15 protein-coding genes are annotated in these 16,787 nt (G+C 67.3%); 9 read left to right on the top strand and 6 right to left on the bottom strand.

Annotated features, from left to right (window positions below):
* The first annotated feature begins 63 nt into the window (after positions 1–63).
* The 5 genes from IB225_RS06640 to IB225_RS06620 all read left to right on the top strand — a co-directional run bounded on the left by IB225_RS06640 (position 64) and on the right by IB225_RS06620 (position 7,334).
* Positions 64–1,164 (top strand): efflux RND transporter periplasmic adaptor subunit, encoded by a 1,101-nt coding sequence (locus IB225_RS06640; protein WP_192310395.1) that lies wholly within the window; start codon positions 64–66, stop codon positions 1,162–1,164.
* A gap of 5 nt (positions 1,165–1,169) precedes the next feature.
* A complete protein-coding gene (locus IB225_RS06635) occupies positions 1,170–4,304 on the top strand; it encodes an efflux RND transporter permease subunit (protein WP_192310394.1) in 3,135 nt (1,044 codons plus the stop codon).
* Positions 4,297–4,848 carry a GNAT family protein gene (locus tag IB225_RS06630; protein WP_192310393.1) on the top strand — a complete coding sequence of 184 codons (552 nt, stop codon included), beginning with the start codon at positions 4,297–4,299 and terminating at the stop codon, positions 4,846–4,848. The genes IB225_RS06635 and IB225_RS06630 overlap by 8 nt, the downstream gene beginning before the upstream one ends.
* Before the next feature lie 118 nt (positions 4,849–4,966).
* The gene (locus IB225_RS06625) at positions 4,967–6,466 is read left to right on the top strand and encodes an alanine/glycine:cation symporter family protein (RefSeq protein ID WP_192310392.1); all 1,500 of its coding nucleotides are present in this window, start codon (positions 4,967–4,969) and stop codon (positions 6,464–6,466) included.
* A 1-nt stretch (position 6,467) separates the two neighbouring features.
* Entirely contained in the window at positions 6,468–7,334 is an 867-nt protein-coding gene (locus IB225_RS06620; RefSeq protein WP_192310391.1) for a TrmH family RNA methyltransferase, read from the top strand.
* A 107-nt stretch (positions 7,335–7,441) separates the two neighbouring features.
* Here the strand turns inward: IB225_RS06620 and IB225_RS06615 are convergent, their stop codons facing one another.
* The 4 genes from IB225_RS06615 to IB225_RS06600 all read right to left on the bottom strand — a co-directional run bounded on the left by IB225_RS06615 (position 7,442) and on the right by IB225_RS06600 (position 10,459).
* The gene (locus tag IB225_RS06615; protein WP_192310390.1) at positions 7,442–8,830 is read right to left on the bottom strand and encodes a M28 family peptidase; all 1,389 of its coding nucleotides are present in this window, start codon (positions 8,828–8,830) and stop codon (positions 7,442–7,444) included.
* Positions 8,831–8,923: 93 nt separating this feature from the next.
* Positions 8,924–9,325, bottom strand: a complete 402-nt coding sequence (gene mscL / locus IB225_RS06610; RefSeq protein WP_192310389.1) for a large-conductance mechanosensitive channel protein MscL — start codon at positions 9,323–9,325, stop codon at positions 8,924–8,926.
* An 89-nt stretch (positions 9,326–9,414) separates the two neighbouring features.
* Positions 9,415–10,122 carry a fumarylacetoacetate hydrolase family protein gene (locus tag IB225_RS06605; RefSeq protein WP_225583288.1) on the bottom strand — a complete coding sequence of 236 codons (708 nt, stop codon included), beginning with the start codon at positions 10,120–10,122 and terminating at the stop codon, positions 9,415–9,417.
* A 61-nt stretch (positions 10,123–10,183) separates the two neighbouring features.
* A complete protein-coding gene (locus IB225_RS06600) occupies positions 10,184–10,459 on the bottom strand; it encodes a hypothetical protein (protein ID WP_192310388.1) in 276 nt (91 codons plus the stop codon).
* Positions 10,460–10,549: 90 nt separating this feature from the next.
* On the opposite strand from IB225_RS06600, the gene IB225_RS06595 reads away from it, so the two are divergent.
* Positions 10,550–10,873, top strand: coding sequence for a Rieske 2Fe-2S domain-containing protein (locus IB225_RS06595; RefSeq protein WP_192310387.1), 324 nt, complete (start codon positions 10,550–10,552; stop codon positions 10,871–10,873).
* 11 nt (positions 10,874–10,884) lie between these two features.
* Here the strand turns inward: IB225_RS06595 and IB225_RS06590 are convergent, their stop codons facing one another.
* Positions 10,885–11,970, bottom strand: coding sequence for a cache domain-containing protein (locus IB225_RS06590; RefSeq protein WP_192310386.1), 1,086 nt, complete (start codon positions 11,968–11,970; stop codon positions 10,885–10,887).
* A gap of 226 nt (positions 11,971–12,196) precedes the next feature.
* Here IB225_RS06590 and pncB point away from each other — a divergent pair, with 226 nt between their 5' ends.
* The gene (gene pncB / locus IB225_RS06585; protein ID WP_192310871.1) at positions 12,197–13,366 is read left to right on the top strand and encodes a nicotinate phosphoribosyltransferase; all 1,170 of its coding nucleotides are present in this window, start codon (positions 12,197–12,199) and stop codon (positions 13,364–13,366) included.
* A gap of 71 nt (positions 13,367–13,437) precedes the next feature.
* Complete coding sequence (locus IB225_RS06580; RefSeq protein ID WP_192310385.1) at positions 13,438–14,214, top strand: DUF3667 domain-containing protein; 777 nt, start codon at positions 13,438–13,440, stop codon at positions 14,212–14,214.
* Positions 14,215–14,331: 117 nt separating this feature from the next.
* Here IB225_RS06580 and ettA read toward each other — a convergent pair whose 3' ends face one another.
* Entirely contained in the window at positions 14,332–15,999 is a 1,668-nt protein-coding gene (gene ettA, locus IB225_RS06575) for an energy-dependent translational throttle protein EttA (RefSeq protein WP_192272905.1), read from the bottom strand.
* A 215-nt stretch (positions 16,000–16,214) separates the two neighbouring features.
* On the opposite strand from ettA, the gene IB225_RS06570 reads away from it, so the two are divergent.
* A complete protein-coding gene (locus IB225_RS06570) occupies positions 16,215–16,727 on the top strand; it encodes an RcnB family protein (RefSeq protein ID WP_192310384.1) in 513 nt (170 codons plus the stop codon).
* Positions 16,728–16,787: the final 60 nt, after the last annotated feature.

Genomic DNA, 16,787 nt, shown 5'->3' with positions numbered 1-16,787 from the left:
GCAGCACCTTGCGTCATGCAGGCCCGTTAAACTGCCTGAATAACGACGATTACGGGATGGTCCATGCTCAACCGATTCGCCCCCCGCGCCTTGCTGGTCGCGCTCCCCCTGGTAGTGCTTGCCGCCTGTGGCGGTGACAAGGGGGCGCAGGCGAAAGCCAACGGCAACGCGGCCGAGCGTCCGATCCCGGTCACCACGCAGGTCGTCCAGCCCAGCGCATGGAACGACACCCTGCAGGCGCTCGGCACCGCCAAGGCGCGCGAATCCGTCACCCTGACCGCCAAGGTCAGCGAGATCGTGCAGGATGTGCACTTCGAAAGCGGCCAGCAGGTCGCCGCCGGCCAGACCCTGATCACGCTGAAGGGCGATGCCGCGCAGGCCGCCCTGGTGCAGGCCGAGGCCACCCATGCCGAAGCCGAACGGCTCTATCGGCGGCAGAAGGAGCTGGCCGACCAGCAGCTGATCGCGCGCTCGCAGCTCGACACCCAGTTGGCCCTGCGCGATGCCGCTGCCGCGCGCGTGCGCCAGGCACGCGCCGACATCGGCGACCGCAGCGTGCGTGCGCCGTTCGCCGGCGTGCTCGGCATCCGCCAGGTCAGCCCCGGCTCGCTGATCACCGCCAACAGCACCATCGCCACGCTCGACGACATCTCGCGCATGTACGTGGATTTCCAGGTGCCCGAAGCGGCGCTGGCCACCGTCGCCAGCGGCAACGCGGTGACCGCCGGTGCGACGGCCTACCCGGGCGAAACCTTCGAAGGCACGGTCGAGACCATCGATGCGCGCATCGACGCGGCCACGCGCGCGGTGACCGTGCGCGCCGTGTTCCCGAACCCCGATCGCAAGCTGCGCCCCGGCATGCTGCTGGACGTGCGCCTGTTCCGTCCCGAGCGGCAGGCGCTGGTGATCCCCGAGATCGCCGTGGTGCAGGTCGGTCGCGATTCCTTCGTCTACCGCGTGAAGGCCGATGGCAGCGTCGAGCAGGCGCCGGTGACCGCGGGCGTGCGCCGCGACGGGAAAGTCGAAATCCTCAAGGGTGTGGCCGCAGGTGATCGCCTGGTCATCGACGGCACCGGCAAGCTGCGCCCCGGCGTGAAGGTCGCCGATGCCGCGCCGGCCGCGCCGGCGAAGCAGGACGCGCCCGCCGCCGACGGCCAGGGCTGAGCGCCATGATGCTCTCCGATCTGTCGATCAAGCGCCCCGTCTTCGCGGTGGTGGTGAGCCTGCTGCTGGTGGTGCTGGGCGTGATGTCGTTCCTGCGCCTGACCCTGCGCGAGCTGCCCAACATCGATCCGCCCATCGTGTCGGTGGAAGTGAACTATCCGGGTGCCTCCGCGGCAGTGGTGGAAACGCGCGTCACCCAGATCCTCGAGGACGGCCTGTCCGGCATCGAAGGCATCAAGACCATCCAGTCGAGCAGCCGCAACGGCCGCTCGGACGTCACCATCGAGTTCAACCTCAGCCGCGACATCGAAGCGGCCGCCAACGACGTGCGCGATCGCGTCAGCCGCGTGATGGACCGCATGCCGGATGAAGCCGACCCGCCGGAAATCTCCAAGGTCGAGGCGGATGCCGACGTCATCATCTGGTTGAACATGCGCTCCACCGTGATGGACACGATGGAGCTGACCGACTACGCCGACCGCTACGTGCTGGACCGCCTGTCCTCGCTGGACGGCGTCGCCCGCGTGCAACTGGGCGGCGGCCAACGCTACGCCATGCGCATCTGGCTGGACCGCGAGGCGATGGCCGCGCGTGGCGTCACCACCAGCGACGTCGAGACCGCGTTGCGTGCGCAGAACGTCGAATTGCCGGCCGGCCGCATCGAATCTCAGACGCGCGACTTCACCTTGCGGGTCGAGCGAGGCTACCAGCGGCCGGAGCAGTTCGCGCAGCTGCCGCTGCGCAAGGGCACGGACGGTTACGTCGTGCGCCTGGGCGACGTGGCGCAGGTGGAACTGGGTGCGGAAGAGCGCCGTTCCTACCTGCGCAGCAACGCCGTGCCGAACGTCGGCCTGGGCATCGTGCGCACCTCGACCGCGAACGCGCTCGACGTGGCGCGCGCGGCACGCGCCGAAGCCGAGGTGATCCAGCAGACGCTGCCGGAGGGCACCGACATCTTCGTGGCGTTCGACAGCACCACCTTCATCGAAGCCTCGATCGAGCGCGTCTACTGGACGCTGGCCGAGGCGATGGTGCTGGTGTTCCTGGTCATCTGGCTGTTTCTCGGCAGCCTGCGCGCCGCGTTGATTCCCGCGGTGACGGTGCCGGTCTGCCTGATCTCGGCCTTCATCGCGCTGTATGCCTTCGGCTTCTCGATCAACCTGCTGACCCTGCTCGCGCTGGTGCTGTGTATCGGCCTGGTGGTCGACGACGCCATCGTGGTGCTGGAAAACGTGCAGCGCCGCGCCGACCTCGGCGAGCCGGCGTTGGTGGCCGCGCGTCGCGGCACCACCCAGGTGGCGTTCGCGGTGATCGCAACGACAGCCGTGTTGGTGGCGGTGTTCCTGCCGGTCGGTTTCATGGAAGGCAACACCGGCCGCCTGTTCCGCGAGTTGTCGGTGGCGTTGGCGGCGGCAGTGGCGATCTCCGCCTTTGTCGCGCTGACGCTGACGCCGATGATGTCGTCCAAGCTGGTGCGTCCGCATACCGAGCCGCGTGGCCTGAACGCCTGGACCAACCGCACGCTGACCCGCATCAGCGACGGCTACGGTCGCCACGTGGAGCGCCTGGTCGGCATGACCGGCAAGCGCATCCTCGGCCTGGTGCTGGTGGCGATGGCGCTGTGCGGCATCGCGATCGTCGTGCTGGGCCTGCGCGTACCGAGCGAACTGGCGCCGGCGGAAGACCGCGGCCGCTTCTTCGTCATGGTCGACGGTCCGGAAGGTGCGGGCTTCGACTACATGGTCGACCAGATGCAGCAGGTCGAACGCATCGTCATGAACCAGGTCGGTGGCGACAACCCCATCCAGCGCGCGAACTCGCGCGTGCCGCGTGGTTTCGGCGGCAGCGAGGACATGCATACCGGCCAGGTGATCGTGTTCCTGCAGGACTGGCACGAGCGCAAGGCGACCACCGACGACGTGGTCAACGGCCTGCGCGCCGAGCTGTCCAAGCTGCCAGGCGTGCAGGCGCGCGCGAACGTCGCCGGCGGCCTGGTCGGCAGCCGCGGCCAGCGCTACCAGCTGGTGCTGGGTGGTCCGGACTACGCCGAACTGGCGCAGTGGCGCGACCGCATCCTGCAGCGGATGGAAGGCAATCCCGGCATCCAGGATCCGGACTCGGACTACAAGGAAACGCGGCCGCAGATGCGCGTGAACATCGACCGCGACCGCGCCGCCGATCTCGGCGTGTCGGTGCAGGAGATCGGCCGCACGCTGGAAACGATGATGGGTTCGCGCCAGGTGACCACGTACGTGGACAACGGCGAGGAATACGACGTCATGCTGCAGGCCGGCCGCGACAAGCGTGCCAACACCGAGGACCTGGCGCAGACCTACGTGCGCGGCAGCGATGGTGCATTGATCCCGCTGTCGAACCTGGTGACGCTCAGCGAGATCGCCGAACCCGGCACGTTCAACCGCTTCAACCGCCTGCGCGCGATCACCATCAGCGCGGGCCTTGCGCCGGGCTACACGATGGGCGAGGCGCTGGAATGGACGCGCCAGGCCGTTGCCGAGGAACTGCCGGAGTACGCGCAGATCGACTGGAAGGGCGAGTCGCGCGAGTACCAGGAAGCCGGCGGCGCGATCCTGCTGACCTTCACGCTGGCGCTGCTGATCGTCTACCTGGTGCTGGCGGCGCAGTTCGAAAGCTTCATCCACCCGCTGGTCATCATGCTGACCGTGCCGCTCGCGGTGCTGGGCGCCCTGATCGGCCTGTGGGTGACCGGGGGCACGCTCAACCTCTTCAGCCAGATCGGCATCGTCATGCTGATCGGCCTGGCGGCGAAGAACGGCATCCTGATCGTCGAGTTCGCCAACCAGTTGCGCGACGACGGCGCCAGTGTCGCCAGCGCCATCGCAGAATCCGCGCGCGTACGCCTGCGCCCGATCCTGATGACCTCGGTGGCTACCGTCGTCGGCGCCATCCCGCTGGTCGTCGCGGGGGGGCCTGGTTCCGCCAGCCGCGCGACGATCGGCATCGTGGTGATCTTCGGCGTGACCTTCTCCACGCTGCTGTCGCTGTATGTCGTGCCGGCGTTCTACGCACTGCTCGCGCCGTTCACGCGTTCGCCGGAAGCGGTGGCGCACGAACTGAGCAAGCTGGAGGCGGAAACACCGTCCGTCGGCGGCCATGGCTGAGGAGGGCGTACGTCCGCATGCGGGCGTGCGCATCGAGGGCGACGGGTTCCTGCTGCGTGCCTGGCGGCAGGACGACCTGGCATCGCTGCTGCGCCACGCGGACGATCCGAGGGTGCCGCGCGGCCTGAGCGACCGTTTCCCGCATCCCTACACGCGTGCCGACGGCGAGGCTTTCCTCGCCGGTCGCGTGGTTGACCTGGCGCATCCGGTATTCGCCATCGAGATCGACGGCGAGGCTTGCGGCGGCATCGGCCTGCGTCCGCATGCCGGCGAAAAGGCGCACAGCGCCGAACTGGGCTACTGGCTCGGCAGCGCGCAGTGGGGCCACGGCCACATGACGCGTGTCGTCGCGGCCTGTCTGGCCTGGGCCGTTCCGGCGCTGGCGTTGCACCGGATCGAGGCCAACGTGCTGGATACCAATCCCGCTTCCGCGCGGGTGCTGGAAAAGAACGGTTTCGCCGAGGAAGGCTGCCGGCGCAGCGCGATCCGCAAGCCGGACGGACTGCACGATCTGAGGCTGTTCGGACGGGTCTGGCCGGGCTGAAACGCCTGCGGGGACTGCGCAGCGGCGCGTGTTGCGGTTATCTTTCAGGGACCCGGCGGCGCCCTGCGCCGCCTTCCCGTATCCCAGCGCACGCACGAACGAACGGAGACGCATCCCCGTGGAAGCCTTTTTCAACTGGTTGAACGGCATCATCTGGAGCAACGCGCTGATCGCGCTGTGCCTGGGTGCCGGCCTGTGGTTCACCCTCCGGACCCGCGTCATGCAGGTCCGCGGCTTCGCCGAGATGTGCCGCCTGACCGTGACCGGGCAGAAATCCGAGGCCGGCGTGTCCTCGTTCCAGGCGCTGGCCATCTCGATGGCCGGCCGCATGGGCATCGGCAACATCGCCGGCGTCGCCACGGCGATCGCCTACGGCGGTCCCGGTGCGGTGTTCTGGATGTGGGTGATGGGCTTCCTGGGCGCGTCGACCTCGTACATCGAGTGCACGTTGGCGCAGATCTACAAGGAAAAGGACGGCGAAGGCCGCTACCGCGGCGGTCCGGCCTATTACATCGAAAAAGCGATGGGCCTGAAGTGGTATGCGGTGGCGTTCGCCGTGGCCACGGTCATCGCCACCGGCCTGCTGTTGCCGGGCGTGCAGGCCAACGCCATCGCCGACAGTGCGACCAACGTGCTGTGCAGCGCCGGCGTATGTGACGCCGTTGGCGGCGCATCAAGCCTGAAGCTGTGGATCGGCATCGCCGTGGCGGCGGTGCTGGCGATCATCATCTTCGGCGGCATCAAGCGCATCGCCACCTTCGCCGAGGTCGTGGTGCCGTTCATGGCGCTGGGCTTCATCCTGATGGCAGTGATCGTGATGATCGCCAATGCCGGCAAGGTGCCGGCGATGTTCGCCGACATCTTCTCCAGCGCCTTTGGTGCGCACGCGGCGTTCGGCGCCATCATCGGCCAGGCGATCGCCTGGGGCGTCAAGCGCGGCATCTACGCCAACGAGGCTGGCCAGGGCACCGGCCCGCACGCCGCCGCCGCCGCCGAAGTCTCGCACCCGGCCAAGCAGGGTTACGTGCAGGCGTTCGCGATCTACTTCGACACCATGCTGGTGTGCACCTCGACCGCGTTCCTGCTGCTGTCCACCGGCATGTACAACACGTTCAAGACGGTGACCGAGAACGGCAAGGACACACTGGTCGAGATCTTCTCCGGCGTGCCCGGCGTGCAGCCGTCGGAAGGCGCGCAGTTCACCCAGGCGGCGGTGGAATCGGTGCTGCCGGGCTGGGGTGCGGGCTTCGTGGCGGTGGCGCTGTTCTTCTTCGCCTTCACCACCATCATGGCCTACTACTACATGGCCGAAACCAACCTGACCTACCTGGCCGGTACCAAGAAGACCCACCCGCTGGCGACCCTGCTGCTGCGCGTGGGCATCGTCGGCATGGTCGTGTTCGGTGCGTACCACAACGCGGCGATGGCCTGGACGCTGGGCGACATCGGCGTGGGCCTGATGGCGTGGTTGAACGTCATCGCGATCCTGATCCTGCAGAAGCCGGCGCTGATCGCGCTGCGCGACTACGAGCGGCAGAAGAAGCTGGGCGTGGACCCGACCTTCGACCCGGACGCGCTGGGCATCCGCAACGCGGACTTCTGGAAGACGAAGGCCTGACGTGAGCAATCCCTGGAATACCCGTCCGCCGCGTCCGCCGGGCAATCCGCCGGACCGGCGACGTCCGCCGCGCACGCATGACGACGGTCCTGCGCGCGGGGCGGCAACGCAGGAAGCTCGCGCGCCGTCGGCGGCGCGCAGCGAGCTGCGGCTGTACGGACTCAACGCGGTCCATGCGGTGTTCGCCCGTCGGCCCGAGGCCATCCGCAAGGTCTACCTGGCCGAATCGCGCATTCCCGCGTTGAAGCCGCTGCTGGCGTGGTGCGTGAAGCAGCGTGTCGGCTATCGCGTGGTGGAAGAGGGCGACCTGGATCGTCTCGCCGCCAGCACGCACCACGAAGGCGTGGTCGTCGATGTGCTGAAGGTCGAACCGGTGCCGATGGGCGATTGGCTGCGTGCGTTGCCCGAAGGCAAGCCTGTGGCCGCGCTATGGCTGGACGGCGTGGGCAATCCGCACAACTTCGGCGCGATCCTGCGCTCGGCGGCGCATTTCGGCGTGGCCGGCATCCTGCTGCCGCGCGATTCGACACTGGCGATTTCCGGCGCAGCCGCGCGTGTCGCCGAAGGTGGTGCCGAACAGGTGCCGCTGGTGCGCATGGGGCAGACCGACAATGCCGCTGCCCAGTTGCGGAACGCCGGATTCTCGCTGGCCGCCACCGTGGTGCGTGGCGGCGACGACCTGTTCGCGGCGAAGCTGCCGCAGCGCCTGGTCTACGTGATGGGTGCGGAAGGCGAGGGCATGGACGCACGCCTCGCCGAAGCCTGCGATGCGCGCCTGTCGATTCCCGGCACCGGCGCCGTCGAGAGCCTCAATGTCGCTGCGGCGACGGCGGTGTTCCTGGCGCAGTGGAAGCAGCGCCAGCGCTAAGCCCCGTCAAGCAAGACGGGATGAGTGTGGGAGCGACGTAAGTCGCGATCGGCAACAAATCGACAGCGATCTCCCCGTTGCGACTTACGTCGCTCCCACACCGGCTTTCACTCTTTCAACTGGCTGCCGAAATCCCCATCGGCTTCCGCCGCGAGATAGGCGAACACGGTGTACGCGGCCACGTTCTGCGCCAGCGCCGCAGGATCGATCTTGTCCAGCGTGTCGTCGGCATTGTGGTGCAGGTGGAAGTAGTCGCTGCCGTCCTGCGCCAGCCACGCCCACGCCATGCCCTTCGCCGCGAACGGGCTGATGTCCGGGCCCGCGCTGCCCTTGCCGGGCGCGTACTCGATACCCAGCGGTGCCAGCGCCTGCGCGATCTGTTCGGTCGCCTTGCGTGCATGGTCGGGTGCGCCGGTGTTGAACGCATAGATGCGGCCTGCGCCGAAGTCGCTTTCTGCGGCGAGCTGGTGGCGGGTGATGTCGGCCAGGTGCTTCTCCGCATACGCCTTGCCGCCGTAGAGGCCTTGTTCCTCGTTCGCGAAGGCGATCACGCGGATCGTGCGCTTCGGTGCCTGCTTCAGCTGGCCGATCAGATGGCCGGCGGCCATGGTGATGCCGATGCCCGCGCCATCGTCGATCGCACCGGTGCCCAGGTCCCACGAATCCAGGTGGCCGCCGATCACCACGACCTCCTTCGGCAGGCTGCGCCCGGTGATCTCGCCGATGACGTTGTGCGAGGTGTATTCGCCGTCCCAGCCGCAGTCCAGCGCCAGCGACACGCGCACCGGGCCGCGCTGCAGCAGGCGTGCAAGCTGGTCGGCGTCGGGAATGGTCAGCGACGCCGACGGTACCGGCGTTAGGCCTTCATCGAAGCGGGTGATGCCGGTATGCGCGACGCGATGGTGGTCGGTGCCGGCCGAGCGCATCAGGAAAGCGATCGCCCCCTTGCGGATCGCGGCGGAGGGGCCCTTCGAACGGATCGCGCCGCCGTTGCGGTAGTCGTTGCCATCGCGTGCGGCCTTCATCTGGTAATCGACGAAGGCGATCTTGCCGGCCAGCGAGCCGTCCGGCGCGGCTTCAAGCGCGGCCAGGTCGGCGAAGCGGACGATCTCTGCCTCCACCGTGCCGGCCGGACTGCCGCCGAGTGCGGTGACGGTGATGGGTTGCGCGTGCGCACCGACGATCGCGGCGTGCTCGCTGCGACGCACCCACTTGGGAAAGGTCACCGGCTCCAGCCACACCTTGTCGAAGCCGAGCGCCTTGAACTTCGCCTCGGCCCACGCCACCGCCTTCGCGTCGGCGTCGCTGCCGGCCAGGCGCGGGCCGATTTCGGTGGTCAGCGATTCGACCACCTTCCAGCCGGTGTCGTCGGCCAGTGCCTGCTCGCGCAGTGCGGCAGCAGTGGCAAGTGCAGCGTCGGGAATGCGTGTCTCGCGCTGGGCGGCGAGGGCTGGCGCGGCGAACAGCAGGGCAAGCAAAAGCGGAGCAAGGCGCATGGCATATCCCGGAAAAACGAAGGCCACGAGCTTAGCAGCCCGTGGCCTCGCGGTTCCTTTGCCGGTGTTGCCGGCTCGGAATGCAGCGTCCGCTTATTTCTTCAGCGAATCGCGGATCTCGCGCAGCAGCAGGATGTCCTCGGGCGTGGCCGCTGCCGGCGCCGGTGCACGCACGCGGTTGTAAGCCTTCAGCACCAGGAAGATCACGAAGGCGATCAGCAGGAAGTCGATGGTCGTCTGCAGGAAGGCGCCGTATTTCAGCAGAAGCGCGGGGGCGATTTCCTTGCCGGCGGCATCCAGTTCGGCGGCGCGCAGCGTTACTGCCAGGTCGCCGAACTTGACGCCTCCCAGCAGCAGGCCGACCAGCGGCATGACGATGCCATCGACCAGGCTGCTGACGATCTTGCCGAACGCGGCGCCGATGACCACACCGACCGCCAGGTCGACCACGTTGCCGCGCGAAATGAATTCCTTGAACTCGCTGACCATGCCCATGCCGTGTACTCCTTCGCCGTCGGCGCCGCTGCGCCATCGCGCCGCACTATACCGCGAGTGCTTGTGGGCGCGATGTCGTGCAGGAAGACTCAGCCGGAAATGCGTCCCTGCAGGGTAACCACGCCATCGAGCGATGCCTCGAACGTATCGCCCGGGACCAGCGCCGCCACGCCTGCCGGCGTGCCCATGAAGACCAAGTCGCCGGCTTTCAGGGCATAGAGCTTCGATAGCTCGACGAGGATCTCGGGCACGTCCCAGATGAGATCGTGCAGCGCGCCGTGCTGGCGGGTTTCGCCGTTCACGCGCAGGGTCAGCGTGCGTTCTTCCAGGGTGCTCACGCTGGCGGCTGGTACCAGTTCGCTGATCGGAGCGGAATGATCGAAGCCCTTGCCGGTGTCCCACGGCAGCCCTTTGGCCTTTGCGGCGGCCTGCAGGTCGCGGCGGGTCAGGTCAAGTCCCACGCCGTAGGCGATCACCAGCGAGGGGGCCACATCGGGGCTCAGTTCGCCGGGTGGCGCATCGGTGCCCAGCGCGGCGACCAGTTCGACCTCGTGGTGCAGGTCCTGCGTGCCGGGCGGGTAGGGCACATCGGCATTGCCGGTGACGATGGCATCGGCCGGCTTGTGGAAGAACACCGGAGTGCCGCGCTCGGCCTTCGAGGCCGGCGCACTGGCGCCCATCTCGCGTGCATGGTCGGCGAAGTTGCGACCCACGCAGAAGATGCGTCGCACGGGGAACGTTCCGCCGCCGTGCACGGAAACACGGGGCACCAACGGAGCAGGAATGATGTCGGTCAAGGCAGCGGTCCGGGATCGTGGGCCGCAGAGTGTAGGCGGGAACGGGGTTCCCGCGGGTCGATCAACGCGGCAGCGGCAGTACCGGCTTGCGGACCACGCGGTACTCCGCGTCCACCACGCGCGCGTCGCGCGCAGTCGGCTTGCCGCGCTGGCGGACCAGCTTGTAGACCAGGCCGGCGGCGATCATGGCGGCACCGACAAACACGCTGAAGAACACCAGCACGCCCAGCAGCGCAACACCCAACAGGCCCAGGCCGACCCGCAGGAGCGGGTGACGCGGCTTGCGCGGCGCGAAGACATTGCGGAAGGCGTTGAACTGGAAATGGCGTGCGTACATGGCGTTGCGTCGTGACAGAATGCGGCCGGAGCCGGTGCGCGCAGTATCGGATGACGGTTAGATGACCGTGTGAGGACTTCGTTAAGCGACATGCGACTCAGCGCACTGAATGACATCTCCGAGGGCGGTTTCGCCGAGGTTGAAGCCACGATCGGCGACGATGCCGAGTCGTTGATCCTGTATCGGGATGGCGATGAAGTGCGTGCGTGGCTGAACGTGTGCCCGCATGCGGGGCGACGCCTGGACTGGGCGCCGGGCCAGTTCCTCAAGAGCAAGGATGGCCATCTGGTCTGTGCCGCCCACGGTGCCTCGTTCGAACTGGTGCAGGGCGACTGCGTCGCCGGCCCGTGTCGTGGGGATTCGCTGCGGGCCGTCGCCGTGCAGGTGCGCGACGGCGAGGTATGGCTGGCCTGAGAGGCGGGGCCTCAGTCGACGCTCTGGACGATCACGCAATGCCAGCCGGTGCGATAGGTCTCGTAGCCGGGTGACGCCGCCTGCGCCACGCAGTGCGGGCGGCCGTCGATGAGCAGGTCGGCCGCAGCGCGGGGTTCTCCGAACAGCGACGCGCGGCCGGGAAAGTCCAGCCGGGGCGAGGCCGCGTCGCCGCGCAGCGTGTCGGCCAGGACCTGGCCCTGTCCGTCCACGATGCAGACGCGGCTGCGTCGCCATTCGGCCTCCGACAGCGGCGTACGTTCGACGATGGTCTGTGCGAGCGCATCCCAGCGGAACACGATGCCGAGTACGCCGAGCGGACGACCAGTGACGCGCCCGCCATCGCGCACGGTGCAGGCATACACCAGCACGCGCTCGCCGCCGGCCAGCGGACTGGCGTGCATCGACTGGAACCCGAATTCTTCCCCGTTTGCGGTCGCCATGGCCGACTGGAACCACGCCTGCTGCGCAACGGACTGGCCGGCCGAACGGTACTGCCGTGGACGGCCATTGGCGATGACGTTGCCGTGCAGATCGGCGAGCACCAGGTCGAAGTAGACGGTGTACGAATCCAGGATCTGGCCGAGCCGCTGGCTGGCATGCGCCAGCGCCGCAGGCTGCGGATCCTGCACGGCGGACACCATGGCGGCATCGGTGGCCCACCAGCGCACGTCGCAGCTGCGTTCGTAGAGGTTGCGGTCGATCAGGTCGATGTTGGCCAGCGCCAGGTCGGTCAGGCGGGTGCGACGCACGTTGGTCTGCAACTGGTCCAGCCGTTCGCGCAGGTCGGTACTGGTGTGCCCGGCCATGCGATCGATTTCCTGTGCGGTGTCGCTGACTCGCCGCGACAGCGTATCCATCTCTTCCGCGATCACGCCGAAGCTGCGGCCGGCCGTGCCGATGCGGACCGCTTCGATGCGGGCATTCATCGAGATGATGCGGGTGACGCGGTTGATCTCGTCGATCTTCTGTAGCGACTGGCGCAACTGCTTCAGCAGCGAATCCGACAACCCGGACACGGACTGGATGTGGTCATCGATGCCGGCGTCGGGCACAGGGACGGCAGTGCATGCGTTCATGGATCTCCTTGCGCAATGGGGGCGGGCGGCACGGCACTGCGCTGCGGAATGGCGACGTGCGATGCGACCCGGTGTTGAGGCGCTATCGGCGGATCGGCTGGACGCTTTAATCGGCACCTTGGCGGTGCAGGATTTCCCCGTGATGGGGCGATCCTCGGCCGTCGGGCGCGATGGCGTAGCCGCTCCGTGCGACCATGGTGGTCCCACGGAGCGCTGCGTGACCGGCATGATGATTCCCTCGCTGCTCGACACCGATCTCTACAAGCTGACGATGATGCAGGCGGTGCTGCACCAGCATCCCGGTGCGCAGGTGTTGTATCGCTTCAAATGCCGTACGCCGGGCGTGGACCTGGTGCAGCACCTGGAGGAGATCTCGGCGCAGATCGACCAGCTCTGCACGTTGCGCTTCAGCGATGAGGAGCTGCGCTTCCTCTCCACGCTGCGCTACATCAAGGCGGACTTCGTCGATTTCCTTGAGCAGTTCCAGTTGCGCCGGCGGCACGTGCACATCGCGCCGTCGGCGCAGGTGCCGGGCGAACTGGACCTGACCATCGACGGACCGTGGCTGCAGACGATCCTGTTCGAAGTGCCCGTGCTGGCGATCATCAGCGAAACCTGGATGCGCGCGCAGCCCGGCGGCGACCTGCAGGAGGGCGAGCGTCGCCTGCGCGCCAAGCTGGGCCGGCTGCGCGATGCCGCGCCGGATTGCACCATCACCGACTTCGGTACGCGGCGGCGTTATTCGCACGACTGGCATGCACGGCTGCTGCCGATCTGCCAGGAGGTGCTGGGCGGGCAGTTCGTGGGCACCAGCAACATCCACTTCGCCCGCCTGTACGGCATGACGCCGCATGGCACGATGGCGCACGAGTGGCTGCAGGCGTTCCAGCAACTGGGGCCGCGCCTGCGTGATTCGCAGCGCGCTGCGTTCGAGGCCTGGGCGCAGGAGTACCGGGGCGACCTTGGCATCGCGCTGTCGGACGTGGTGGGGCTGGACGCCTTCCTGCGCGATTTCGATCTGTACTTCAGCAAGCTGTTCGACGGCATGCGCCACGACTCGGGCGATCCGCTGGCCTGGGGCGATCGCGTCATTGCGCACCTGGAGTCGCAGCGGATCGATCCGCTCGGCAAGACGCTCGTTTTCAGTGACGGCTTGGATGTCGACGCCGTACTGCGCATACACGCGCACTTCCGTGGTCGTTGCAAGGTCGGCTTCGGCGTCGGCACCAATCTGACCAACGACGTCGGGCCGAAGCCCTTGCAACTGGTACTGAAGATGGTGCGTTGCCAGGGCCAGCCGGTCGCCAAGGTCAGCGACACCCCCGGCAAGGGAATGAGCGACGATCCGGACTTTGTCGCCTACCTGCGCAAGGTGTTCGGGCTGCCGATGGAGTAGGCCACGCGCCGCCTCCCCTAAGACAGGGCCGCCCCTCTAGAATGCGATGCTTTCCTGCCATGGGGATGGCGATGTCGGATGTGGGGAAGTGCGCCAACTGCGCACGCGTGATCGATGGTCCGGAGCAGAAGTTCTGTCCCGCCTGCGGACAGGCCACGCCGGCGCACCGTATCGACTGGCACTTCCTGGGGCACGAACTCGAGCACAGCGTGCTCCACATGGATCGTGGCGTCCTCTATTCGCTCAAGGAGCTGATGCTGCGGCCGGGGCACCTGATGCGCGCCTATCTCGACGGGCAGCGAGCGAAACAGGTCAAGCCATTGCTGCTGATCATGATGAGTGCGGCTGCCGTGGTGCTGCTGAGCAAGTACCTCGGCGGAGGTGACGTGCTGGGCGGGATGGAGGCTACGACGAACCACGCCGCGGATCTGTCCGGCCCGCTGGCCACCGTGTCCCGGTCGATCGGCGACTGGATGAATGCCTATTTCGCGATGGCGACCCTGATGTTGCTGCCGTTCGAAGCGGCGGCGTTCCGGCTGGCTTTCTACCGCGTAGGCGCGCTGAACTATCCGGAGTGGCTGGTAATCACCGCCTTCCTGACGGTGCAGACGTTCGTGTTCTGGTCGATCGCGTTGCTGCTGCAGCGCTGGGTGCCGGGGGCATCGGCGTGGTCCGTACTGGTGTCCAGCGCGTACGGCGTCTTCTCGTTGATGCAACTGTTCCGGCCATACCCTCGCTGGAAGTCGTTGCTGCGCGGCGTGTTGGGCTACGGGATCTTCCTCGTGCTCAGCCAGGTGGTCCTGGCGACGTTCGTGCTGGCAGCGATGGCCGTAGCGGTGAAGGGGTAGCGCGCCCCAGTCTGCCAGGTCCCGTCCGCCCGCCAGACTTAGGAAAAAGAACGCCGGCGAAAGGCCGGCGTTCTTCGCGGAGCGGAGCGGAGGTCGCCCGCGTGGCGGTCGGGCGCCTTACTTCAGCGCCTTGAATCGCAGGCGGTGCGGACGCGCGCCTTCTTCGCCCAGGCGACGCTTCTTGTCTTCCTCGTACTCGCGGTAGTTGCCCTGGAAGAACTCCACGTGCGAGTCGCCTTCGAACGCGAGGATGTGCGTGGCGATGCGGTCCAGGAACCAGCGGTCATGCGAAATGACGAACGTATTGCCGGGGAACTCCAGCAACGCGTCTTCCAGCGCACGCAGGGTTTCGATGTCCAGGTCGTTCGACGGTTCGTCGAGCAGCAGCACGTTGCCGCCCTGCAGCAGCGTCTTGGCCATGTGCAGGCGACCGCGCTCACCGCCGGACAGCGAGCCGACCATTTTCTGCTGGTCCTGGCCCTTGAAGTTGAAGCGACCGATGTACGCGCGCGACTGGATCTCCACGCCGTTGATGTTGAGGATGTCCAGGCCGCCCGAGATTTCCTGGAAGACGTTGTGGTTGCCCTCCAGCTTGTCGCGGCTCTGGTCCACGTAGGCCAGCTGGACGGTCGGGCCCTTGACGATTTCGCCGGAGTCCGGCTTCTCCTGCCCGGTGATCATCTTGAACAGCGTCGACTTGCCGGCGCCGTTCGGACCGATGATGCCGACGATGGCGCCACCGGGCACCAGGAAGCTGAGGTTGTCGATCAGCAGGCGGTCGCCGAATTTCTTCGACACGTTCTTGAACTCGATCACCGAGTTGCCCAGACGCTCGCCCGGCGGGATGAAGATCTCGTTGGTCTCGTTGCGGCGCTGGTAGTCGACCGACTGCAGTTCTTCCAGGCGCGCAAGGCGGGCCTTGCCCTTCGAGCGGCCGCCCTTGGCGTTCTGGCGCGACCACTCCAGTTCCTTCTGGATCGCCTTCTGGCGGGCCTTCTCCTGGTTGTCTTCCTGCTTCAGGCGCTCGTCCTTCTGCACCAGCCAGTCGGTGTAGTTGCCCTTCCACGGAATGCCGCGGCCGCGGTCGAGTTCGAGGATCCACTCGGCGGCGTTGTCGAGGAAGTAGCGGTCGTGGGTGACGGCCACCACGGTGCCGGTGTAGCGGGCGAGGAACTGTTCCAGCCACTCGACGGACTCGGCGTCCAGGTGGTTGGTCGGTTCGTCGAGCAGCAGCATGTCGGGCTTCTGCAGCAGCAGGCGGCATAGCGCCACGCGGCGCTTTTCACCGCCGGACAGCTTGCCGACGATGGCGTCCCACGGCGGCAGGCGCAGTGCGTCAGCCGCGACGTCCAGCTGGTTTTCCAGGGTGTGCGCGTCACCGGCGGCGAGGATGGCTTCCAGGCGCTCCTGCTCCTTGGCCAGCGCGTCGAAGTCGGCGCCTTCTTCGGCATACGCGGCATAGACGGCTTCCAGTGCGGCCTGCGCCTGCAGCACGTCGCCCACGCCTTCCTCGACGGCCTGGCGGACGGTGTGCTCGGGATTCAGTTCCGGCTCCTGCGCCAGGTAGCCGACCTTGATGCCGGGCTGCGGGCGGGCCTCGCCTTCGAAATCGGTGTCCACCCCGGCCATGATCTTCAGCACCGTCGACTTGCCGGCGCCGTTCAGGCCCAGCAGGCCGATCTTCGCGCCCGGGAAGAACGACAGCGAGATGTCCTTGATGATCTGCCGCTTGGGCGGGACCACCTTGCTGACCCGGTTCATGGTGTAGATGTATTGCGAGGACATGCAGGCTCCGGTACGCAGGCCCCGGCGCCCGGCCGGGCAGCGGCGGGCGGGGAGGCAGAGGGGAAGGCGGCGATTATAGCCGCTTGCACACGGCCGACCGCCGGCTGAATACATTCCGTGTACGCGCCGTTGACGCCGCCGTAACCGTTTTCCAGCTGGAATCGGTTCAGATGTGATCGGCATGATGGACTCACGTGCCACACAGAGGGCTTTCCATGAATACCAAGCGTCTTTTCCAGGGCATGGCCTGCGCCATCCTGGCCTTCGCCGTCACCGCCCCCGTCCTGGCGCGCGACCATGATCGCGGCAACGACCGGGGCCGCTCGCATCACCAGGACCGCCGCGATGATCGTCGGGACGACCGCCGCGACTGGCGCGAAGACCGCCGGGACGATCGTCGTGACCATCGCGACCAGCGCCAGGCCTACCGCCACGGTTACCACGACGGCCGTCGTGATGACCGCCGATACGACCGTCGCTACGACGACCGTCGTTATTACGCCCCGCCGCGTGTCGTGTACCGTCCCGCGCCGAGCTACCACCGCTGGGCCCGTGGCCAGCGCTACCATGACTACTACCGGGGCCCGGTCTACGTGGTGAACGACTACAGCTACTACCACCTGCGTCGTCCGCCCCGTGGCTATCACTGGATCCGAGATGACCGCGGCAACATGCTGATGGTCGCCATCGCCACCGGCATCATTGCCGACCTGCTGCTGCACCACTGAGCCAGCCGGCCCGATGTCCCCGAAAAGCGCGCTCCGGCGCGCTTTTCCTTTTGCAGGAAC

The organism is Pseudoxanthomonas sp. PXM02 (assembly GCF_014851805.1).
Lineage (GTDB): Bacteria > Pseudomonadota > Gammaproteobacteria > Xanthomonadales > Xanthomonadaceae > Pseudoxanthomonas_A.
The sequence above is the reverse complement of the archived record's forward strand: the minus strand, read 5'-3'. Positions and strand labels throughout refer to the sequence as shown.